We start from the raw sequence: 19209 nt of genomic DNA on the forward strand, positions 1-19209 counted from the left end.
TATGCAGGACTACAGAGAGGTGCTGCCATCCAATACTGTGCAGGAAGCGCGGGATATATGGAATAACAGCCTGAATACACTGCGCTCCACGCATGCGGGCGAGGCGTTTCCGACGGAAAACCTTGTGCTCGGCATGAAGTGCTTCCGTTCGGATGAGAAGAAAACATACACGCTTGTGTCGCTTGACCCTGTGGAATGGAAGGTTGAAGCGGCGGGGAAAGAGAAGCTCGACCGTGAGGAGATTGCGAGCCGCCTGGAATTCATGGCAGCGCTTTCGAGCGATTTGCTAAAGCGTATCCCCGACTGGACAGGGGTGTTCAATCGTGCGCTCAGTCTTGAGCTTGTGGACTTTGCAGACTTTGGAACGGGCTGGAACGTCACGAATATGAGCATGCTGTTCCATGAATGTATGTCCCTCACAGCAGTGCTCAACTTCAAAATTCCGCAGGAGTGTCCCGTTAAAGACGTGCACGGGATGTTTTCAAAATGCACGAAACTCTCTGCGCTGGATGCAGCAGGATTTCAGGCGAAAAACGTTGAGGATTTTGTCGATATGTTCAGCGACTGTCATGAACTCAGCGTGCTTGATGTGTCGAAATGGCAGATGGGGCGTGCGATCAATATGCGCGGGATGTTTCGTAACTGCTGGAAACTGGAATCCCTTGACGTATCTAAGTGGGATGTGAGCAAGTGCACGAACTTTGCCGAGATGTTCGCAGGATGTCGACGTGTGTGCAGGCTGGACTTTACCGCATGGGATACCTCAAAGGCAAAGGCGATGGGCGGAATGTTTCAAGGCTGCGGGAATGAGACTGTACCATTTGTACCTTTGAAGCTTGACCTTACGATGCTTGATATCTCGAACGTAGAAACAACGGTGAACATGTTCGCCTATGCCCGCGCAGAGCTTACCATCGGCGAGAAGATGCGAAAGACTGGTAAGTGTAAGCACATGGAGGGAATGTTCTATCGCTTTAACAACCTCGGCGATGTCGTGATTGCGGGTGCCGGATACAATCCGGCTGTCATGGCAACGGATTATCGCGGTACACCGTGCAAACAGACGATCTTCACGGCGTTTGACTACGCCTCTGTGGAGAATATGTCGGGGATGTTTGAGGGGACATATACCGAGAATTGCGAGATTGATGGAAAGAAAGGGCTTGTTTTCCATGTATCTACGCCAAATGTAACGGATATCTCAAATCTGTTTGCCTCGTCTTACGGAGCTGCGTTCATTGACTTCTCGATGAACATGGGGCACGTCTGTGATATAAGATATCTTTTCAACACAGTACCCGCTGAATCCATTCGACTACGTAATTTCGATACGAGAAATGTGGGGAGTTATAAAGAGCATGTCGGTCACTCTTATGTGCAGCACAGCCTTGACACCGATATGTTCAAGAACTGCCGCAATCTGCGCTATCTCATCATCGACAGCACGCAGTTCATATTCAAACTCACCGAGGATATTCTAGCCGATCTGCCCGCCGAATGCCGTTTTGTCGTTCCGCGTGCCATGATTCAAACGTACAAGGCACAGAACATCTGGAAGGACTACGCAAGCAGATTTATTGCAATGGAGGATTGCCGGCTCTATGGCGCATACGTGAAGAGTGCGCCCGCATAACGAAAGGAGATCATGATGAAGTACAAGCTGAAGGACGAATGGACATTGATCACGGAGAATCAGGGAACGCTCTATGCGCCGGAACGCGGGGTTGAAATCTCGACGGAGAAGGTGAACGGTTCGGGGTTCATTCTCAATCCGCTCACGCCGTTTCCGTTTAAGGGGACAATCTTCGCACGGGCGGCAAATGGGCACGCAGATCTGAATGTCGTGAATGTGACCCTGCCGACGAGCTGAAGAAGGTGATTCCATGCGGCGGATGATGAAGCATAACGCGCGTCCTCTGGTATTCAATGACTTCTCAGGCGGTATCAATGTCATGAGTGAAGGCGATCTTATCGCTATGAACGAGATGCAGGAATGTCAGAACTTCTATTTCCTCGGGTATCAGCGGTCGCTTACGGCGCGTGGCGGGCTTTCAAAACCTCTCGTGACGTTTCCTGAAGATATCTTAGGGACGTACTACGACATTGACAGCAATATCTTTCTCGTATTTCTGCGGGACGGGAGTATCTATCAAGTGCCGACACTTCATGTCGCACCCGTCAAGGTTGGGAAACTCACAGGCGACAAACGCCCTATCTGCGTGAAGTTCCAAAACCGTATCTGGATTGCCTCGGGGGACAAGCTGCAATTCTACAACTTTGCGGAGGAGAACAGCGTACAGATCGTTCCCAAGGGCCCTGTCTGTGATCTCATCTTCGACCGTGGCGCACGTCTTTGTGTAGTGCGTACAGGAACCGACCGTGTGCTCCTCTCTGCTGTGGGCGACGGGGAGACGTGGAACACAGATGATAACGATGCCTCTACGGGTGCATGGATTGATGTCGGCTATGGGGACAGCGCAGATATTATTGCCGTCGTCCCGCTTGCAACCGATCTCCTCATCCTCAAAAACAACGGAATGATCTATCAGCTCACGGGCGACAAGGAAGTCTCCTCGTGGATGATCTACCGCGTTGCGACACAGACGGATCCGGTCGGACGGAATGCTGCGGAGGCGGTGGGCAACGATGTCGTGTTCGTCAGCCGTCATGGCATGAAAACCATGTCCACAACGATGGACTACGGGAATATCGCGCAGGGTGATCTCGGCGAAAAATGGAATATCCTCGTAACGAGCGGGCTCTATGAACCTGCTCTTTTTCATCTGCGCCGCCGAAAACTTCTCCTCATTCAGCCAAAGGAAAAGCGCGGGGCGTTCATTGCATACAACTATGCCGTGCGTGCGGCAACAACGCTGAAATTCGCCGTTCCCGTGACAGCGGTGAACGAGACAATGGACTCGGTTGTCGTCGCCTCTGGCAAGGCACTCTATGAGATGGATGAGGAGAACCTGAAGGATGGAGACACACCGATTGAATTTCGTTTGCGTCCGAAAGACCTTATCAGCACGGAGAAGATTCTCGTGCGTAGTGTGGACTCCTCCATGGCCGCAGCACAGGCGGGAGATGTGAATGTAGAGATTGACAATGTGCGGCTCAAGATGCCGTCCAATGCCCGTCGTAAGGTGCGCTGCAATCATTCGTCGCCGCGCATCCAGACCACGGTGAGCGCAACAACGCCGTTTCAGATGAAGCATCTCATGTTGGAGGTGGTTGATCTATGACGCTTGATGAATGGATTGCGTTCTACAATCGCAAGAACCCGCAAGACTTGTTTCAACCAACAGAGGGGTACGAGTTCTTCTTTGTCCCTGATAAGGGCTTTTGTGAGGTTTGTTTTCGTGCGGATATGGTCATCATTGCACAGCTTGCCGGGGACGCACGCTATTTCAAGGAAAAGGTGGAGGAGGCGGCGCGGGAACTCGGTATCCATGAGGGTGGAACGATCTGCATCCGCAAGGAAATTCGTGCCTATGCACGTCTTTTCGGATATCGTATTGAACGAACAGAAGAACTGCCGGACGGGACAAGGCGGTATTATGCGACGCATCGGGATACTGGGAAATGGTTTTTAGCATCGCCCGGCTACACCTACGATGAGACGGGAACGACAGCCTATCTTGTGACATGGGAAATCTAAAGGAAGTGACGATATTGAACTGCTATCAAGGCAATCCGTATGAAGGCGAGGAGTGGTGGCCGCAGGAGGAGAAGGACACCTATGTAGAGCTGCATTATGGGCGTATGGTGCGGTATAAGAAGGGCGGTGGTAGCCACACCACGACGGTTCAGAACTCTTACCAACCGACGCCGGGAGAGATTCAGCTTGCACAAGCGAGCGCGGACTATGCAAAAAAGGTCGCGCCGAACGCCTACTATTTGAACGATCTCGGACGCAAGCTCCTCGAGAACTCGCTTGGTGCGGTACAGGTGGATTTCAACTCACTCAATCAGCAGGGTCAGAGCCAGATTGGGGACGCGACGAATGGAATGCGAGGACTCATCGGCTCGAACAGTGCGGCGGCAGGAACGGCAAACAGCAGCCTTGGAAACCTTTCGGGGCAGATGGGGACTCTTGCGAAAGAAAGTGCGGGACGGCTCGGAACGCTTGCGGGGGTCTATCAGGGAGGTACGGAGACGGCAAACAAGACACTTGCTTCGCTTGCCTCAGGAGAACTTCCGCAGAAGTATCAAACGAATATGGAAAACAGTATTCGCTCGGCACTTCAAAACACGATGGGAAAATCACTTGCGCATCTCGGTAATCGCGGCGTCCTAAACTCCTCTGTAACGACGGGAGCGATGAACGATATCCAGCGCAATGCCGCCGATGAGGTGGCACGTCAGTATCAGTCGAACATCAATCAGGTTGCGGGGCTCACACAGCAGCAGAATACCAATACAACGGCACTCGCGAACAACCTTGGCAATCTCTACAACACGCAGTATCAGCAGCTGCAAAATGCCCTTGGGCAACAGGCAAATCTCGCGCAGCAGCAGTTTGCCAATACGCAGAGCAGTAACGCCCAGAACAGTGCTCTGTATGGAAATCTTGCCAACTTGGCAGGTTCGCGGGTTGCCCTTGCCGCCGCCGCACAGGAGGCGGCACAGAATCCCGCGTTCCGTGCGTGGAATGCGTCAATGGGGCTCAACGGAGCAACAACGAACGCTCTTGCGGGTATTGCAGGTAAGGGGGCAAGTACGCAGACCTCGACGCAAACGCAATCTGGAGGAGGCGGTTTCCTCGGCGGGCTTCTTGGCGGCGTCGTTGGCGGTGCGGCACAGGGGCTCGGTATGGGGCTTTTCTGTTTCCCGCCGGGTACAAAGATCAAAATGGTGGACGGCTCGGAAAAGAGCATTGAGCACATCGAAGTCGGCGATAAGGTCATGTCATACGCAGATGGTGCGGAGCAGGAAGCAGAGGTCGTGAACGTTATGTCGCGACATTATGCGGATGTGTATAACATCCAGTGTCGGCTTACCCATACCTCGGCAACGCTATCGCAACCCTTCCTGATGGAGGATGGAACATACAAGACGCTCGGAGATATGCGCATCGGCGATGTGCTCCATGGTGTTGGTGCAGTTTACGGGTTGACCTATAGCGGCGAGCGTCCTGTGCACGACATTGAGGTCAGTGGCGCGAACACCTATATCGCGGATGGTTTTGTTGCAAGGGGCGGCGACCGTGCGACATGGCATGAATGAACGGAGGTAAACGATGGACTGGGAACAACTTGGTTACATGCTTGGGCATGCGGGAACGATGTCATGGGCGCAGAACTATTTCAATCGTGGTCTTGATAAGGCACGTGATCGGCTCGCCGGAATTACCGACCCGTCGGGCGAGGAACGCAGAAGAGCACAGGCAATGGCGGACAAATACTACGGCAATGGTCTGCTCGGACAGAACCCTGCAACGCACCTTCTTCAGGCAAAGAGAGACTGGATGCAGGCGGACAACGATGCGCAGTATCTCCTCAACAACGGCTATGCGGAGGATTCGCCCGATGTGCAGAAATTCCGTGAGATACAAGCGAAAGCACATGCAAGCGCGGATGAATGGCGCGGTATCGGTAAGAGCATGGGACTTGATCTCTCGCGGCTTGGTGCGGGGATGAACCTCTCCGAACTCAAAGGGGAAGTCAATCGTTCAATTGCACCCATGATGTATCAGAAATACCCTGATATGCAGGAACAGATGATGCAGCGAAACGCATGGGCGGGGCAGACAGCACGGAATATTCTTGGCGGCATGGTTGGACAGGGGACAGAGCAGATTATCCCGCGTTCAGGTGCGTCTTTGCAGACGGGTGCGGTGCCACAGGCGGCTTCTCCTGCGCCCGCCGTATCTGTGCAGCCAGTGACCGGGACAGAGCCGATGACACCGCCCTCAGGGCAGCTCGGAGGATATAGCCCACAAGGGAGAAACCTTCTGAACTTTGACCCCAATGCGGGCTTCGGAATGGAGGGCACGGCAAACCCTACCCTGCCCGGCCAAAACGATTCCCTTGGTCGGGCTATCTCGGGGGCTGATGTCTTCAAATACCTTCAGGATCGCGGCGTGATTCCGAAGGAGCGGACATATGCGGAGGAAGTTGAGGAGATCGCAAAGGCGTTTGCACAGCAGCGTGCGGCAAAGATGAGCGACCGCGAGATTCGGCAGTACCTCAAGGATAACGGTGTCCCCTCTAACATTGCTAAAATTGTAATGGCAGAGCGCACGCAGCAGATGCAGGAGCAGATGAAGAAGAACGCACTGGCTCAGGCGGCAGCAGCATCCTCCTCGCCGCAGATGGCGTATCTGATCGCGGCGGCAGCGGCAGACTCGAACATGAAGGTCTCGGATCTTGCGGGGCTTATCAATGCGACGAATCCCGATCTGCGTCTTGACACCATCGACCTTGGCGGGACAAAGGTAGCCATGACGCATGATACCAAGGGGCGTGTACGCGGCGGTGTGCAGGTACTTCCTGTAACGATTTCACCAAAAGATCTTGCAGGACTTCAGTACAACTATGACAAACTCGGTGCGGACATTGATATGGAGAATCAAAAGAACGCATGGCAGTACTACAACACGGATACGGTCGCCGCGACAAGTCGTCAGAACTCTCAGCGACAGGCACAGGCACAGCTGGATGCGGCGAAAATTCGTGGTGAATACGGACTGGAAGAGGCGAAGATGCGCGGTGAACGTACGGGGAGCAGTGGAGGACGCAGTGGTGCTCAACAGGGCGGTGGACTAAAACCCAATGAGGCACTGAACATTCTCAAACAGGCGCAGATGTGGGATGAAGATCACCCCGGCGAGGAGTGGGCGAACCCTCTTGCCGATGCACGGGATAAAGCTCTTGTCGTACTCAATGAATACGATAATGTTGACCCTGATAACAAAAATTCGGTATACAGTTTTGGGCAAAATATCCTGGAACAAAACGCCCGCGACGGCTTCCCGTATACCGTGGAACAGTTGAAACAGATCATTCGGTCTGTTGGCGGTGAGTTGGCGGAACAGGCTGCGGAGGACTTGCTCTCAGGAGAGGGCAGAAAATACGGAAGAGACGGATAAGGAGAGATTGGTATGAGTTGGCTGGATCGAATTGCGGCGCGCGCAGGTGTGGAGCGGGATTGGGGCACGGGTGCAAATACCGTCGCACAGGCTTCCGCTCCCCCTGATGACAGCGCGTGGAAATACATCTCGGCGGGCGACGTGTCCGGTCTCGCCGACTATACGAATCGGGAATACAACTATCACAAGATTCCGTATCTCGGGCAGCTCGTCGGACACACCGCGAACAATATCACAATGGGGCTTGCTAATTACGCACAATTTCTCGGCGCAGATTCTGTGAGCAATTATCTGTACGAGAAGGGGAAAGCGGGGGAAGCACAGCTTCCAGAATACCGTGAGCCCGAGCTCTCTCTTTCCTATGTCCTCGACCCGAACGGATTCCTCTCCGCTGGTGCGATGGTGGCCGGCTCTATGCTCTCTATGGCACCGGTCGCCGTGCTTGCGCCCGTCGGTGGAATTGCAGCGGGCGCGGCCAGACTTGCGGGGAATGTTCCGAAAGTCGGAGGACTCCTGAGTTATTTTGCTCCCGGTGCAGTGCGTTGGGCAACGACGGGACCCGTCGAAGCGATGATGGAAGGCGGCGGCACAGAGCGCGAAATGCTCGAAAATGGTGCTTCCCGTGAGGCGGCAAATGCGGCGTCGTGGGATGTGTTCAAAAAGAATGCAGCACTTCTCACGGCAACAAATGCCCTTGAGGGTGGACTTCTCGGCAAACTCGGTGTAAAGACACCGACCTTTAAGAATCCTGTTGCAAACGGAATTAGTCGCGCGGCGGCGTATGCACCTCAGACGGCAGCAGAAGCAGTCTTGCAGGGGTATGAAGAGGGGGCGCAGGAGGGGATTCAGGCTGCCGCAATGGGAAATGGTGCAAATACGGCAGCCCAGATACTGCACCCATCCAACTGGACAGAAGGACAATGGGATGCGGCAAGGATGGGGGTTGCCGGCGGCCTTCCGCTCGTCGGCGGAATGGCCATTGCGCGGCGTTTGGGTAATCGAGTGTCGCGTCCTTCCTCGGATGCCCCCATGAAGTCCTCTGGCAATGAGAACATCGACGCACTCATTGCACAGGCGGCAGAGAAGTACGGCATTCCCGTGAATCTCCTTCACTCCATCGCGCAGACGGAATCAGAGTACAATCAGGATGCACGCTCTGAGGCGGGTGCAATCGGTATGATGCAGCTCATGCCCGACACAGCGGCTGGACTTGGGGTTGACCCGAACGATCTCGCCGGCAACATTGAGGGTGGCGCGAAGTATATGCGTGAACTGCTGGATACATTTGACGGTGATGTCGAAAAGGCGGTCGCAGCATATAACGCTGGCCCGAATGCCGTCAAGCAGCACGGTGGAATCCCGCCGTTTGAGGAGACGCAGGACTATGTGCGTAAGGTCTTGGGCGGACTGGACGGCTACGATACCTCTATCCCGCAGCGTATGCGCAACCTTGCGGATGATGCTGCGCCTTATATCGGTGTAACAATGGACAACGGAACACAGGGCTGTGTCGAAGCTGTAACGAAGATCGGGGCGAAGTCCTGTCCGTTCCTTGCGCAGGAACTCGAGAACGGCGTTGTCAATGTCGACCGCCTTGTTGAGCACGCAGGAGATCGCGTCATTCCGTTTGACCCAAACAGTCTCGAAGAGGGCGATGTCATTGTCTACGGTGACGGGAGCGACCCGCAGCTGCACGTTGTTCTCTACGACGGTAAGGGCGGCTATATCGGCAACTCCACGGAGCGAAACAAGGTCGTTCAGGAAACGGATTATACGGCGATGGGGACGAGCGAGAACGGCGAACCACTTGTCCCGACGAAGATCATCAAGACGGGTGCACAGTTCAGCGGAGCAGGAGCACATTCCCTTGCTGCGCCTGTGATGCCAGACTTCACAGGACTCATCGCAGACGAGACAAATATTGCGGCGACTCAGGAAAAGATTCAGAAGCTCATCGACACGGATTCCTTGACACCAGAACAGCACGCTGCAATCTTGCAGGCGGCAGAGATGGCGCGTGACACGCCCATCGGAAGCGGTACAGACCCCGCCTTGGAAGCCGAACACGTCAACGAGTGGCAGAGCCTCATTGACCGCAAGGACATAAAGGGCATTTTCGAGAAAGACCCGCAGCGCATCGTTCAGACCATGACAACGCTCGGGAAAGAACAGCGGGCGCAGAAGACGCGGGCGGCGATTGAAAGCCAGCAGCAGATCGAGGAAACGAAACAGGCACTTGCGGCTCTTGCGACACAGGCGAATGCACAGCCCGTACAGAACGGAGCAGTCCCCCCGACGGTTCAGCAGATCGTTCCCGCGCAGAATGCACCGACGGAGATGCCCGCTCCGCCCGAAAACGTCATGCAGATGCTGCAGGAAGAACCTCCTATTTCGGATGCGTTTGCAGCTGGACTTCAAAGTGGCACGGCGGATGCGGTACAGACGGCACAGACCGAGCAGCCGCACACACTTGTTTCGCAGGAAGAGCTTGCGGGGATACTCTCGAAGGTTCAGCAGTGGGAACAGCCGCTTCTTTCCATCCCCGAATATGTCGCAGCAAGAAATCGGCAGGACTGGGCGGCGACTGCACAGATCGCACGCGCGGCAAATGTCCCAGGTGTGGCACAGTTCTATGATACGCTCATGGAGCATGGAAGCAGGAATGCGACGAATATCACACCATATGCGCCACAGCAGAGTGCACCGCCTACGGTAGTTCCTTCGGCGAAAGCCCATGTGCCTGTTGTTGGCGTGCGCCCGAATGTGCCGACGCATCTGCCCGATAACATTGAGGAACGCCGTGCACTCGGACGCTCTCTTGGACGCTTCATGACGGACAACAAGATCCATATTCCCAAACAGTTGGGATATGACCTCGCAGGTGGTCGCGGAAAAGCAATCCGGGCGGCAAACGATAAGATCGGAGCATGGGAGGAAAAGCGTGCGGAGCAGGAAGCACGTGCGGGGAAAAGCGGGGACGTGAACCCCTCACAGAACGCACAGGAGGATGCACAGGAGACGCGAAATGCCGTAGACGACAGAACCCTTGCACAGCGTGGGGAACGCGCTCAAAACGGCTCTCACAGCGTCAGGGAGAAGTCTGCCCAAAATGAGGCGGAGAACGAGCTTCCTCCCGGCTATCGGTCGGAATCGGGCAGACCCCTTTCCGAGGCAGACCCGCAGGAATTTATCATCAAGCCGAACGGAAGCAGGAACTTCGGGGAGATTCCGCAGGAGATTGAGGACGCAACGAGCGGCAAGGTGAAGTCTGCCCCGATTCGTCTGCGCGTGGGGACAGAAGATGGCGGTTTTGTGCATTTAGTCAAAGAGCACGCCGCCCAGATGAAACAAAAAGGATATGGCGTGATGGATTACATCAACCATATCCTTCAAAATTTCAATCAGGTGTATAGCCAGCAGACAGAGAAGCGTCCGCATCGTTTTGTCCTCTACTGTAAGGGGGACGAGAGCAAAGGCTTTATGCCGATTGATCTCGAACTTGAACAGACGGGCGAGAACTACTATGTTATCGTTTCCGCTATGCCACATAAGGAAAAAATAAGAGGAACTTTACTCTTTGACGGGAGTGCTAATCCGTCTGCCGTTACCACCGACGACACCCTTCTGGAGGAGACCAACCATAATGGTGGTGTTGGTACATCCCCGAACACCCATGGGAAGAGTAAAGATCCTTCTACTTCCACTATATCATCTGCGGAGGTAGAAAGCAAGGAAAACCCACTCAGCGAGAACGAGCGCGAAGCTCTCAAGGGATTCAGCGCGGACGCGAAAAACGTCTATCGGATGGTGCGCGACAAACTCAGGAGCTTCAAGAACAAGCTGGTCGGTCGTTCCTCCTCTGTGGGCGCAATCCTCCTTGCGCGTCATGCCGAGATCATCGCCCGCAAGATGCGTGCCATTACGGGCAAGCCCTTCACGGCGATGGACTACTATCGTCTGTGGTTCGCCCTGCAATACGGCGGGAATGCAGACGGGTTTACGCAGGCACTAAATGCAGGCGTAAATCTGGACGAGCAAGTTCCTGTGGTTGATATTACGGCGGCACTGCCACAACAGAAGATGTCAAACAAGGATGTTTTGAATTTCCTGCGTGGACTTGCACAAAAAGAGGGGACGATTCCGTCTGCGGATGGAAAGGCGATGTTTGATCTCGAAACGAAAGCACGTCATGTTACCTACTCTAGCCGTAAGGGACTTGATACCGATACATATAAAGTCCGCCAGGCAAGCGTTCGCTCTGTTCGTGACTTACTTAAAAATGCAGTCCTTGTTGAGAGCACTCCGAACCGAAAGACCGCAAAGAAGCCAAATGTACGTGCCTATCATCGCTTCTATGTACCCGTGCGGGTTAATGGTGAACTGCATACAATTCGTGTTGTCGGTGAAGAGAGCGGTAATATCATCACACTCAACCCGGCGGAGATCAGTCTCTATGATGTAATCATAGAAAATAGAAGCTCTCGTCCCCTGCAAGGAATTTCACCTTTTGTTGGGTCAACGAGAGCTTCTGATATCATCAGTATACGCGACATGCTCTCCGGTGTCAAGGACGCGGATGGGAATGTGTATGCGCAGCGGGCGGATTTATCCGATGACGACCGTAAAGAAATGCAGTTCCGTATCATCGAAGAAACAAATCCAATGCACGATGATATACACACGGGCATTCGTTCGGTGGATGATATTCTCACGGCGAAAGAAGCCTTTGAAACAAAGGTGGATGAAGACGAATCCTATCTATATCCGGATTTTACGGAGACTGATGGGAAAGCCGCTCTCAAGAACGGCGAGGTCACTATTTATAGCAGTTATCCTATTGCGCCGGGCGTCTTTGTTACGCCAAGCAAGATACAAGCGCAGGATTATGCAGGAAGTGGCAAGGTCTACTCCAAGAAAGTCTCTGTGAAAGATATTGCATGGATTCACAGTGATGAGGGGCAATATGCGCCGATAGAGACAGAAAGTTTCAACCAGAGCGCATGGCACGGTACTCCGTATGACTTCGATGGCTTTGACCTTGGAGCAATTGGTACGGGCGAGGGCGCACAGGTGCACGGCTGGGGGCTGTATTTTGCAAAAGAGAGGAAGGTGTCGGAAGGGTATAGGGAAAAGTTGACCTACAACAATACAAGCGGCATCACATATAATGGCGTGCCAATGGAATCCCTTTCGGGCTCACTGTATTATGCAGTTATAGATCTTGGCATCATTGAGAATCGCAGTGAAGCCGAACTGAACATCCAGCGGGAAGATGCGATAGCTCGCGTTCAACGTGATTTGAATGCGACAAAGAAAGAAGCTGAGGAGTATCAACCTGCTTTGCGTCTCATTGATTCCAATGTTGGAGCTACCGTGGAGGCGGTTGAAAAAATATTGCCCAACGGGTATGACAAGCAACGACTACAGAGTGAGATTTCGTCAGGGCACGGCGGTGAACCCATATCCGAATATTTGACAGATCAAATTCACCATACAAACGAGTTCTTTGTTTCCCGCATCAAACATCTTGAGGGGGAGTTGACGGAACTGAAGAAGCTGGATGTTTCTAAGGTCAAAATAGGGAAACCGAAGCCCGGCAGTCTCTTTGAAGTCGAAATCCCTGACAATGACGTTCTTCTCGACGAGCAGAAGCCGTTTGATGAGCAGCCGAAGTTCGTGCAGGAAAAGCTGGTTGATCTCTGTTCCGAAAAGAATCTCTTTAGCGCGGATGATATTGATACTTGGAAATTTGCAGAAAAGGAAATCAGTGAAACGGAAGAAGTGATAGAGTGCCTGCGTGTCGCGCTGGATACACAAGCCTCTCGTTCAGAGCGCACGAACGCCTACGCGGATATAGTGAAAAAGGAATATTTTGATTTTCAAGAGATAAGCGAGATCGATTATGACGATATTTTCGACTTTGAAAAAGCTATTGAAAATATTGAAAAATCGAGAGATGATCTTGAAGGTTCTCTTTTTGCCTATGAAGAAACACTGGAACAACAAAAGGAAGAATACGAGAAGTTTCTGGATTCTTTGCCGAAAGGGAAAGAGCTTGCGCGTATTGTACTCCGCAATATAGATAACGGGAGAGGGATATACAAAAAGGTTTCCGGCAAATTACTCGGCGACAAAGCCGCCTCTCTCGCATTGAACGAGGTCGGTATCAAGGGCATCACCTACGTCGGCGGGCGTGACGGTCGCTGCTATGTCATCTTCGACGACCAGGCGATCTCCATCATCGAGAAGTTCAACCAGCAGATGAACGCAATCATCAAGGGCACGACACAGGACATGAAGGACGGGCAGCGGATCATCTCCCTCCTCGCGGGGGCGGACGAATCCACCTTCCTTCACGAGATGGGGCATCTTTTCCTCCTTGACCTTGAGCGACTTGCAGACATGTCCCCGACGAGCGCAGAGGAGCTTCAGACCGTGCGCAAATGGGCGGCGTGGAGCGAAGGTCAAGCGGCGGAGTACAAAGGGACACCGTTCGAAGCCGAGTTTGCATACCTTGACGCGAGGATTCGCGCTGCGCTCAAGAGGGGCGACGAGAAGAAGGCGAATAAGCTCAAACGTCAGTGGGAGCATGAACGCTTCGCCCGTGGTTTCGAGCGGTATCTCCAATACGGCGAAGCCCCGACAAAGGGACTGCGTTCCGTATTCGCCAAGTTCCGAGCATTCCTTCAGCGCGTCTATCAGGCGTTCACGGGAACGGGCGGCAGAGCAACGCCCGAGGTGGAAGCCGTCATGGCGCGGATGATTGCGATGGAGGAAGCTGATGTTGCTGAGAATATCGAAAACGGCAAGAAAGCGATGCAGACCGTTGTTGCAACGCATCAGGATGTCAAAAACGCAATGGAACGTTCCGATGTGGGTGCGATTGACTTTGTGTGGGGCGAAGCGGGAAAAGGTGCAAAGTTTAAGCAAGGGAAGGGGATTGCACATATTCTTGCGAAACACGTCCCTGAAAGCGGCTCTGAACTGCTGGACAAAATTGTAGAGACGATCGCAAAGGGAGAGGTGATTCAAGAAAAGACGGCTGGGGGAAGCACGCAGTCACGGCTTGTTCTTGAACATAACGGATATGTGGCACTTCTCTCCATGAATGATGATAGCGGTGCATGGCTCTTGTCGGGCTGGGAAACGTATGACAGCATGAAAAAAAGAACATCCAGTGCGAGCGGCGAGGGTGACGGCTCAACCGTTGCTACTGCCACCGCGCCTATGCGTTCTCGTCGCGATGGAGAGGATGTTCTTTCTTCTGTCTCTAATATATCACCAAACGAGGCAGAAAGCAAGCAAGAACCGACACTTGAAAACATTTTACAGCTCGCGCCATCGCTCAAAAAAGCCGCACTCGAATACGGCGCGAAGGATGAGCGCGGCAAAGTCACCTTTGCCGATGAGGAACGAAAACAGGAGTTCTTGAAGGCCGCAAAGGCACTTCTTAGCGCGGGAGAGCGGAAAACATCCGCCCGTCGACAGGAAGCCCTACAGGAAATGCTTGACGGAATCACAATCATCCCACCGCACCGTGTCAGTCCGCGCAAGCGCGTGATTGCAGACTGGGGGCGGGAGATGGGCGTAACCGTCGTGTTCTTCAAGGGCGATCCGTCCCTGCATGGATTCCATCAGAACGGTGTAACCTTCCTCAACGTGGACAGCGAAATCACGCCGCAATGGACGTTCTGGCATGAGGCGATGCACTGGATGAAGGCAAACAATCCCGACATCTACAATGACCTCGTGGCGGCGATCAGCGGCGAGGAGGGCTTCACAAAAGAGCAACTTGACGCATACCGCAGGGAAATCGGTGCGCCCGAGATGAGCGACGCGGATGTGATAGAGGAGATGCTTGCGGACGCTCTGCCCGACGTGAAACGCCGCGTTCCGCTCCTGCGGGACATTGGGAAACGCGACACGGGCCTTGTGCAGCGCGTTGTTGCGTGGATTCGTGATGTCATGCGGCGATTCCACGACCATTTTCATACGCCGCAGGGCGGGCTTACGAGTACGCAGCGCGTTGCCATGACGCGGGCGTTCGGGAATCTCGTCGGTTCGATTCGCGACGCGGAGGGGAAAGCGATCTTCCGCATCGAAAACGAGGGGGCGCGTATTACCCTGCGCGGCGGGAAACCTTTGCCGACGGTGAAATATTCGCTTGACAATAGAGGGAAGGAGGGGGATAATGAAGGTGGAAGAAATCTCGGTGAAGCGCGTAAAGAGGCGATTTGCTCCAATGTCCTTGCCCGTATGAAAACGCGGGTACATGAGATGCTCAAACAGGGAATTCCTTTTGCAGAGATTCAAAAGGAACTTGAGGATGAGAACTCAACCTCCCGTGAAGAAGCACTTCGCGTGTTCAAGACACAGTGGAATATCTTCAACTCGCCGCGCGTCAATAAGCGTAATATCATCGAGCGTATCACGAAACGCGAAGACTTCACCGATGATGAGATCAACGAACTGTTCGAGCAGTACAAGTCAACCATGAAGGAGATGCTTGATTATGGTGGATTTATCTACAAAGAAGCCGCCTTTCAGCAAAGAGGAAATCGAGAGTTCCTTGCTGGAGTACATTCTTGGCGAGACCTCGAACGAGCCAACGCAAGACACGGCGGAAGCGCACACACAGGACACAAAAACAGCCTGAATACAAAGCACCTTGAATCTCAGGGTGCTTTTTCTACGCCCAAATTCTCAGCGAACACGAGCAACAACGCCCCCAAGGGCAACTTCAAGCTGCTCAAAGACCGCATTCGCAGCCTTGTCGGCGTCGCTCCTGCGGACAATCTCGAACTGCCGGGACGCGTGCAGCGGACGGTGACGCTCTCACCGAAAGACCTTGAAAAACGCATTCGCGAGCGGTGGATTCAAGAGAAGAACATCATCTCCAAAGAAAAGCAGAAGGACGGGAAAATCGCTGTGACCTACTATCCCGACACGCATGATGTCGGTTTTGCAGACGATGTGAAGAGCGTACGGCAGGTGGCAAAGCGTAATCCGTTCGTGAAGGTACTCTATGATCTGGCGCACAAGGCGATGAAGAAGCAGGAGAAACTTCGCAACGAGTTCGGCAAGGCACTCAAAGAATTTAACGAGCTTGTGAAGAACGAGAAGGATTTGAAATCCATCACGGCCATTCTCTGGCAGGGCGACGCGGAGGGCAGGGTGTTTTCCGATGCCGAGCTTCGCTCCCTTGGCGCAAACGAGCGCGTCATTAAGGCATATAGGCTCGTGCGCCGCGAGCTAGAGAAAGCCTACAAGATGCTGCGCGACGCGCAGACACAGGTGAAGACACGTTCACAGACGCTTGCCCCCGAATCCGTGGAGAGCTTCAAAAAGAACCACTGGATTGAAGATGCGGATGTCATCAGTGCTGTTCCGCGTGCGGATGGCAGGGTGCTTTTGACGTGGAGAGGAGGAAGAACCTATGACGTAAAGGGAAAAACGATGGATGCCGAGGCGTTGGAGCTCATGAAGAAGGATGAAAACGTCAATGTGACAAGTGTCATTCCAGAGGGAGACGGTACGTTCTCCGTGAGCTACGTAGAGCGCATCAAACCTGTGTTCAGGCGTACGGGATACATGCCGCATTTCTTCCACGAGTGGATGATTTATGAGAAGTACAAAGACCCGAAGACGGGAGAGGAACGTTATACTTCTGTAGCGAGTGGGCGAACGATGAACGAAGCCGTGAAGATCGGAAACGAAATTGCGGCAAAGAATAAGGACAAACAATATATCCTGCGCCCGAAAGGATTTGACCTCGGCACGGAAAACGCCGCCGTCATCGGCGATATGGACTTTGCACAGATGTCTCAGAAACTCGCCGAGAGCACGGAGATCAGTCTTGCAGATGCGCGTTCCCTCCTGCTCAACAATGCGGGGGCAAGCCTCAAATCCCGTCACCGTTTCTTCGGCAGTCTCCTTGAGCGCAAGGACGGCAAGGGCTTCGACCAGGACGTACAATGGGTACTCGCGCACTACTTCAACAGTGCGGCGCGTTACATCGCCATGGAGGACTTCAAACCCGCCGCAATCAGTATGTACGAACGTTTCTTCGGGCGGTTCGACGATGAACCGAAAAATCTCACGGCGCAGTATTGCAAGAACTACATCAACGATGTGAACGGCAATCCACGCCGGGTGGAAACGGCACTCAACGACCTCATCAAGAAAACGCCGATCGGCAAGTATGTCACGGACAAATTCGGCGACCGCGTTGCGCTTGCCCTCAACGGGGAACTCTCCACATGGAACGCCATCACCAAGATGGGCCTCTTTAATTTCGCCTCGGCGACGGTCAACTTCTCACAGTTCATCAACATAGGAGCTGCGCTGAACGACTACGGCTATGCCATGAAGGGACTGAAAAGGGCGCTTCATCCATCGGCGATGGACGAGAAGATCATCGAGGCTTCGGGGATTTTGGGCGACATCAATGCGGCGGACGACAACGGCGGCTATACGCAGCGGCGCGGCGGCAGGGTGCGCGGCATCTACAGCGGCATCAAGAAAGTCGGCGAGTGGACGCTCATCCCGTTCCGGGAAGCCGATATGCTCATGCGCAAGGCGGCCGTGCTCGGCGCATACTATCAGGGCGTGGAGCAGAAAGGAATGAAGACCGCACCGGGCGATGAACTCTCGGCAGAGGCACTTGCCTATGCACAGGAGATCAACGACGACGCGAACTTTGACTGCTCCTCGGCGAACGCGCCGGGAATATTCCGCGCCGGCTCCGTTTTCACGCAGCAGCTCTCCCAGTTCCAGAAGTACCCCATCATGCAGTTCGAGTTCATGTATAACATCATGAAGAACGGCACACGCGGGCAAAAGGTACGCTTCTTTGTCCCCTATGTCCTTTTCTGCGGCATCCCTGCCAGCATCCCGTTCGGCGGACTGTTAAACCAGATCTTCTCCGACCTGTTCGGATTCGTGGCGGGCGACGACGACAAGGACTTCGCGCAGGAAGTCAAAGCAGAGGTGCTGCGCTGGGCGGGCAAAGACCCCGTGAAAAAGGCGATTGCAGAAACCGCGCTTTACGGCATACTTGCGCCGACCTTCGGTCTTGACATCTCAGGGCGCATCGGCATGAGCAATGCGTTCGGCGGCGAGTTCTACGGTGCGCATAAGCCGGAGAGTGTCGGCGAAATGGCGATTCAGCAGCTCGGCGGGCCCGCCCTGAACAGTGTTTACAGTGCGCGTCATCAGTTGGCGCAGGGCAATCCCATCGAAGCACTGAAAGCCGTATCGCCAGCTCTGGGGAATATGTTCCAGGCGGCGTTCGGCGAATCCCGCACCACGCGGCACAGGGTCAACGCACGCTATGACAGCACCTACGACAAACTCGTTCATGCGCTCGGATTCCGCAGCGTAGAGGAGAGCAAGAACGCGTTTATCATGCACTATGAGTATGAGCAGAAGGGAAAAGCGGCACAGATCAAGCGCGAGGCGATTCAGGACTATATCGCCGATCCGTCGGATGAGAACCGCCGCACCATCAATGCCCTCGGCATCACCGACAAGCAGATCAAGGAGGCGCGGATTCAGCAGGAACGCACCGCCCTTGAGCGCGCAAGGGAAGGGAGACCGAAGACAAGCAACAAATCGGGAGCGTCACGGCAGAGAAAGGGGGAAGCCAAGAGAGAAACGCTCTATGATACAGTGGATGATGAATGAGAAACGCAAGGAAAAATTGCATTTCTCAAGAAAGGAAAATCACAATGAAGAAAAACTATGTTGTTACTGGAAAAGTCACCTATCCGACTGGGGAAGACACGAAACTCACGACCTTCACATTCACGGATGAGGCGACGGGGGCGATGTTCTCGGTGAACACCGAAGACTCTGTTGAGGCGGATGCCATCACGTACGGCGATCAGGTCATGGTTGAGATCACAAAGGCTTAGGGGAAAGTTGCATACAGGGCGCACACGCGAGGGATGTGTGCGCCTTTTTGATGCGCGGAAAGGAGCAAGTAAAGGAGTGGATATGATGGTTCACGTATTTCAGAAATTGCAGGAGGGGTGGGGGATGAAACTCGCCCTATCCTGCATCGTATCTGTTGCAGCAGAGGAGCATGCACAGATTTTTGCGGCGTTTGTATTCCTCGT

Annotated in this window: 8 protein-coding genes; all 8 read left to right on the forward strand. The window is 53.8% G+C overall.

What is annotated here, in order from left to right:
• Nucleotide 1: 1 nt before the first annotated feature.
• The 8 genes from ACO6BQ_RS04340 to ACO6BQ_RS04375 are packed head-to-tail and all read left to right on the forward strand — an operon-like array spanning nucleotide 2 to nucleotide 19005.
• Entirely contained in the window at nucleotides 2–1633 is a 1632-nt protein-coding gene (locus ACO6BQ_RS04340) for a BspA family leucine-rich repeat surface protein (protein ID WP_489119694.1), read from the forward strand.
• 15 nt (nucleotides 1634–1648) lie between these two features.
• Nucleotides 1649–1870, forward strand: coding sequence for a hypothetical protein (locus tag ACO6BQ_RS04345; protein ID WP_489119695.1), 222 nt, complete (start codon nucleotides 1649–1651; stop codon nucleotides 1868–1870).
• Nucleotides 1871–1883: 13 nt separating this feature from the next.
• A complete protein-coding gene (locus ACO6BQ_RS04350) occupies nucleotides 1884–3242 on the forward strand; it encodes a hypothetical protein (protein ID WP_489119696.1) in 1359 nt (452 codons plus the stop codon).
• On the forward strand, nucleotides 3239–3658 hold the full coding sequence (locus ACO6BQ_RS04355) for a hypothetical protein (RefSeq protein WP_489119697.1): 420 nt from the start codon (nucleotides 3239–3241) through the stop codon (nucleotides 3656–3658). The genes ACO6BQ_RS04350 and ACO6BQ_RS04355 overlap by 4 nt, the downstream gene beginning before the upstream one ends.
• Before the next feature lie 14 nt (nucleotides 3659–3672).
• Entirely contained in the window at nucleotides 3673–5226 is a 1554-nt protein-coding gene (locus ACO6BQ_RS04360) for a Hint domain-containing protein (RefSeq protein WP_489119698.1), read from the forward strand.
• A gap of 13 nt (nucleotides 5227–5239) precedes the next feature.
• A complete protein-coding gene (locus tag ACO6BQ_RS04365; RefSeq protein WP_489119699.1) occupies nucleotides 5240–7090 on the forward strand; it encodes a hypothetical protein in 1851 nt (616 codons plus the stop codon).
• A 12-nt stretch (nucleotides 7091–7102) separates the two neighbouring features.
• Nucleotides 7103–18775 (forward strand): transglycosylase SLT domain-containing protein, encoded by an 11673-nt coding sequence (locus ACO6BQ_RS04370; protein WP_489119700.1) that lies wholly within the window; start codon nucleotides 7103–7105, stop codon nucleotides 18773–18775.
• 44 nt (nucleotides 18776–18819) lie between these two features.
• Nucleotides 18820–19005, forward strand: coding sequence for a betaine-aldehyde dehydrogenase (locus ACO6BQ_RS04375; RefSeq protein ID WP_489119701.1), 186 nt, complete (start codon nucleotides 18820–18822; stop codon nucleotides 19003–19005).
• Nucleotides 19006–19209 lie beyond the last annotated feature (204 nt).

Source organism: Centipeda sp. (in: firmicutes) (genome assembly GCF_057271695.1).

Bases quoted from the DNA above. Each gene is read 5' to 3' on its own strand.
- ACO6BQ_RS04340 (WP_489119694.1), top strand. From the start codon at position 2: ATGCAGGACTACAGAGAGGTGCTGCCATCCAATACTGTGCAGGAAGCG.
- ACO6BQ_RS04345 (WP_489119695.1), top strand. From the start codon at position 1,649: ATGAAGTACAAGCTGAAGGACGAATGGACATTGATCACGGAGAATCAG.
- ACO6BQ_RS04350 (WP_489119696.1), top strand. From the start codon at position 1,884: ATGCGGCGGATGATGAAGCATAACGCGCGTCCTCTGGTATTCAATGAC.
- ACO6BQ_RS04355 (WP_489119697.1), top strand. From the start codon at position 3,239: ATGACGCTTGATGAATGGATTGCGTTCTACAATCGCAAGAACCCGCAA.
- ACO6BQ_RS04365 (WP_489119699.1), top strand. From the start codon at position 5,240: ATGGACTGGGAACAACTTGGTTACATGCTTGGGCATGCGGGAACGATG.
- ACO6BQ_RS04370 (WP_489119700.1), top strand. From the start codon at position 7,103: ATGAGTTGGCTGGATCGAATTGCGGCGCGCGCAGGTGTGGAGCGGGAT.
- ACO6BQ_RS04375 (WP_489119701.1), top strand. From the start codon at position 18,820: ATGAAGAAAAACTATGTTGTTACTGGAAAAGTCACCTATCCGACTGGG.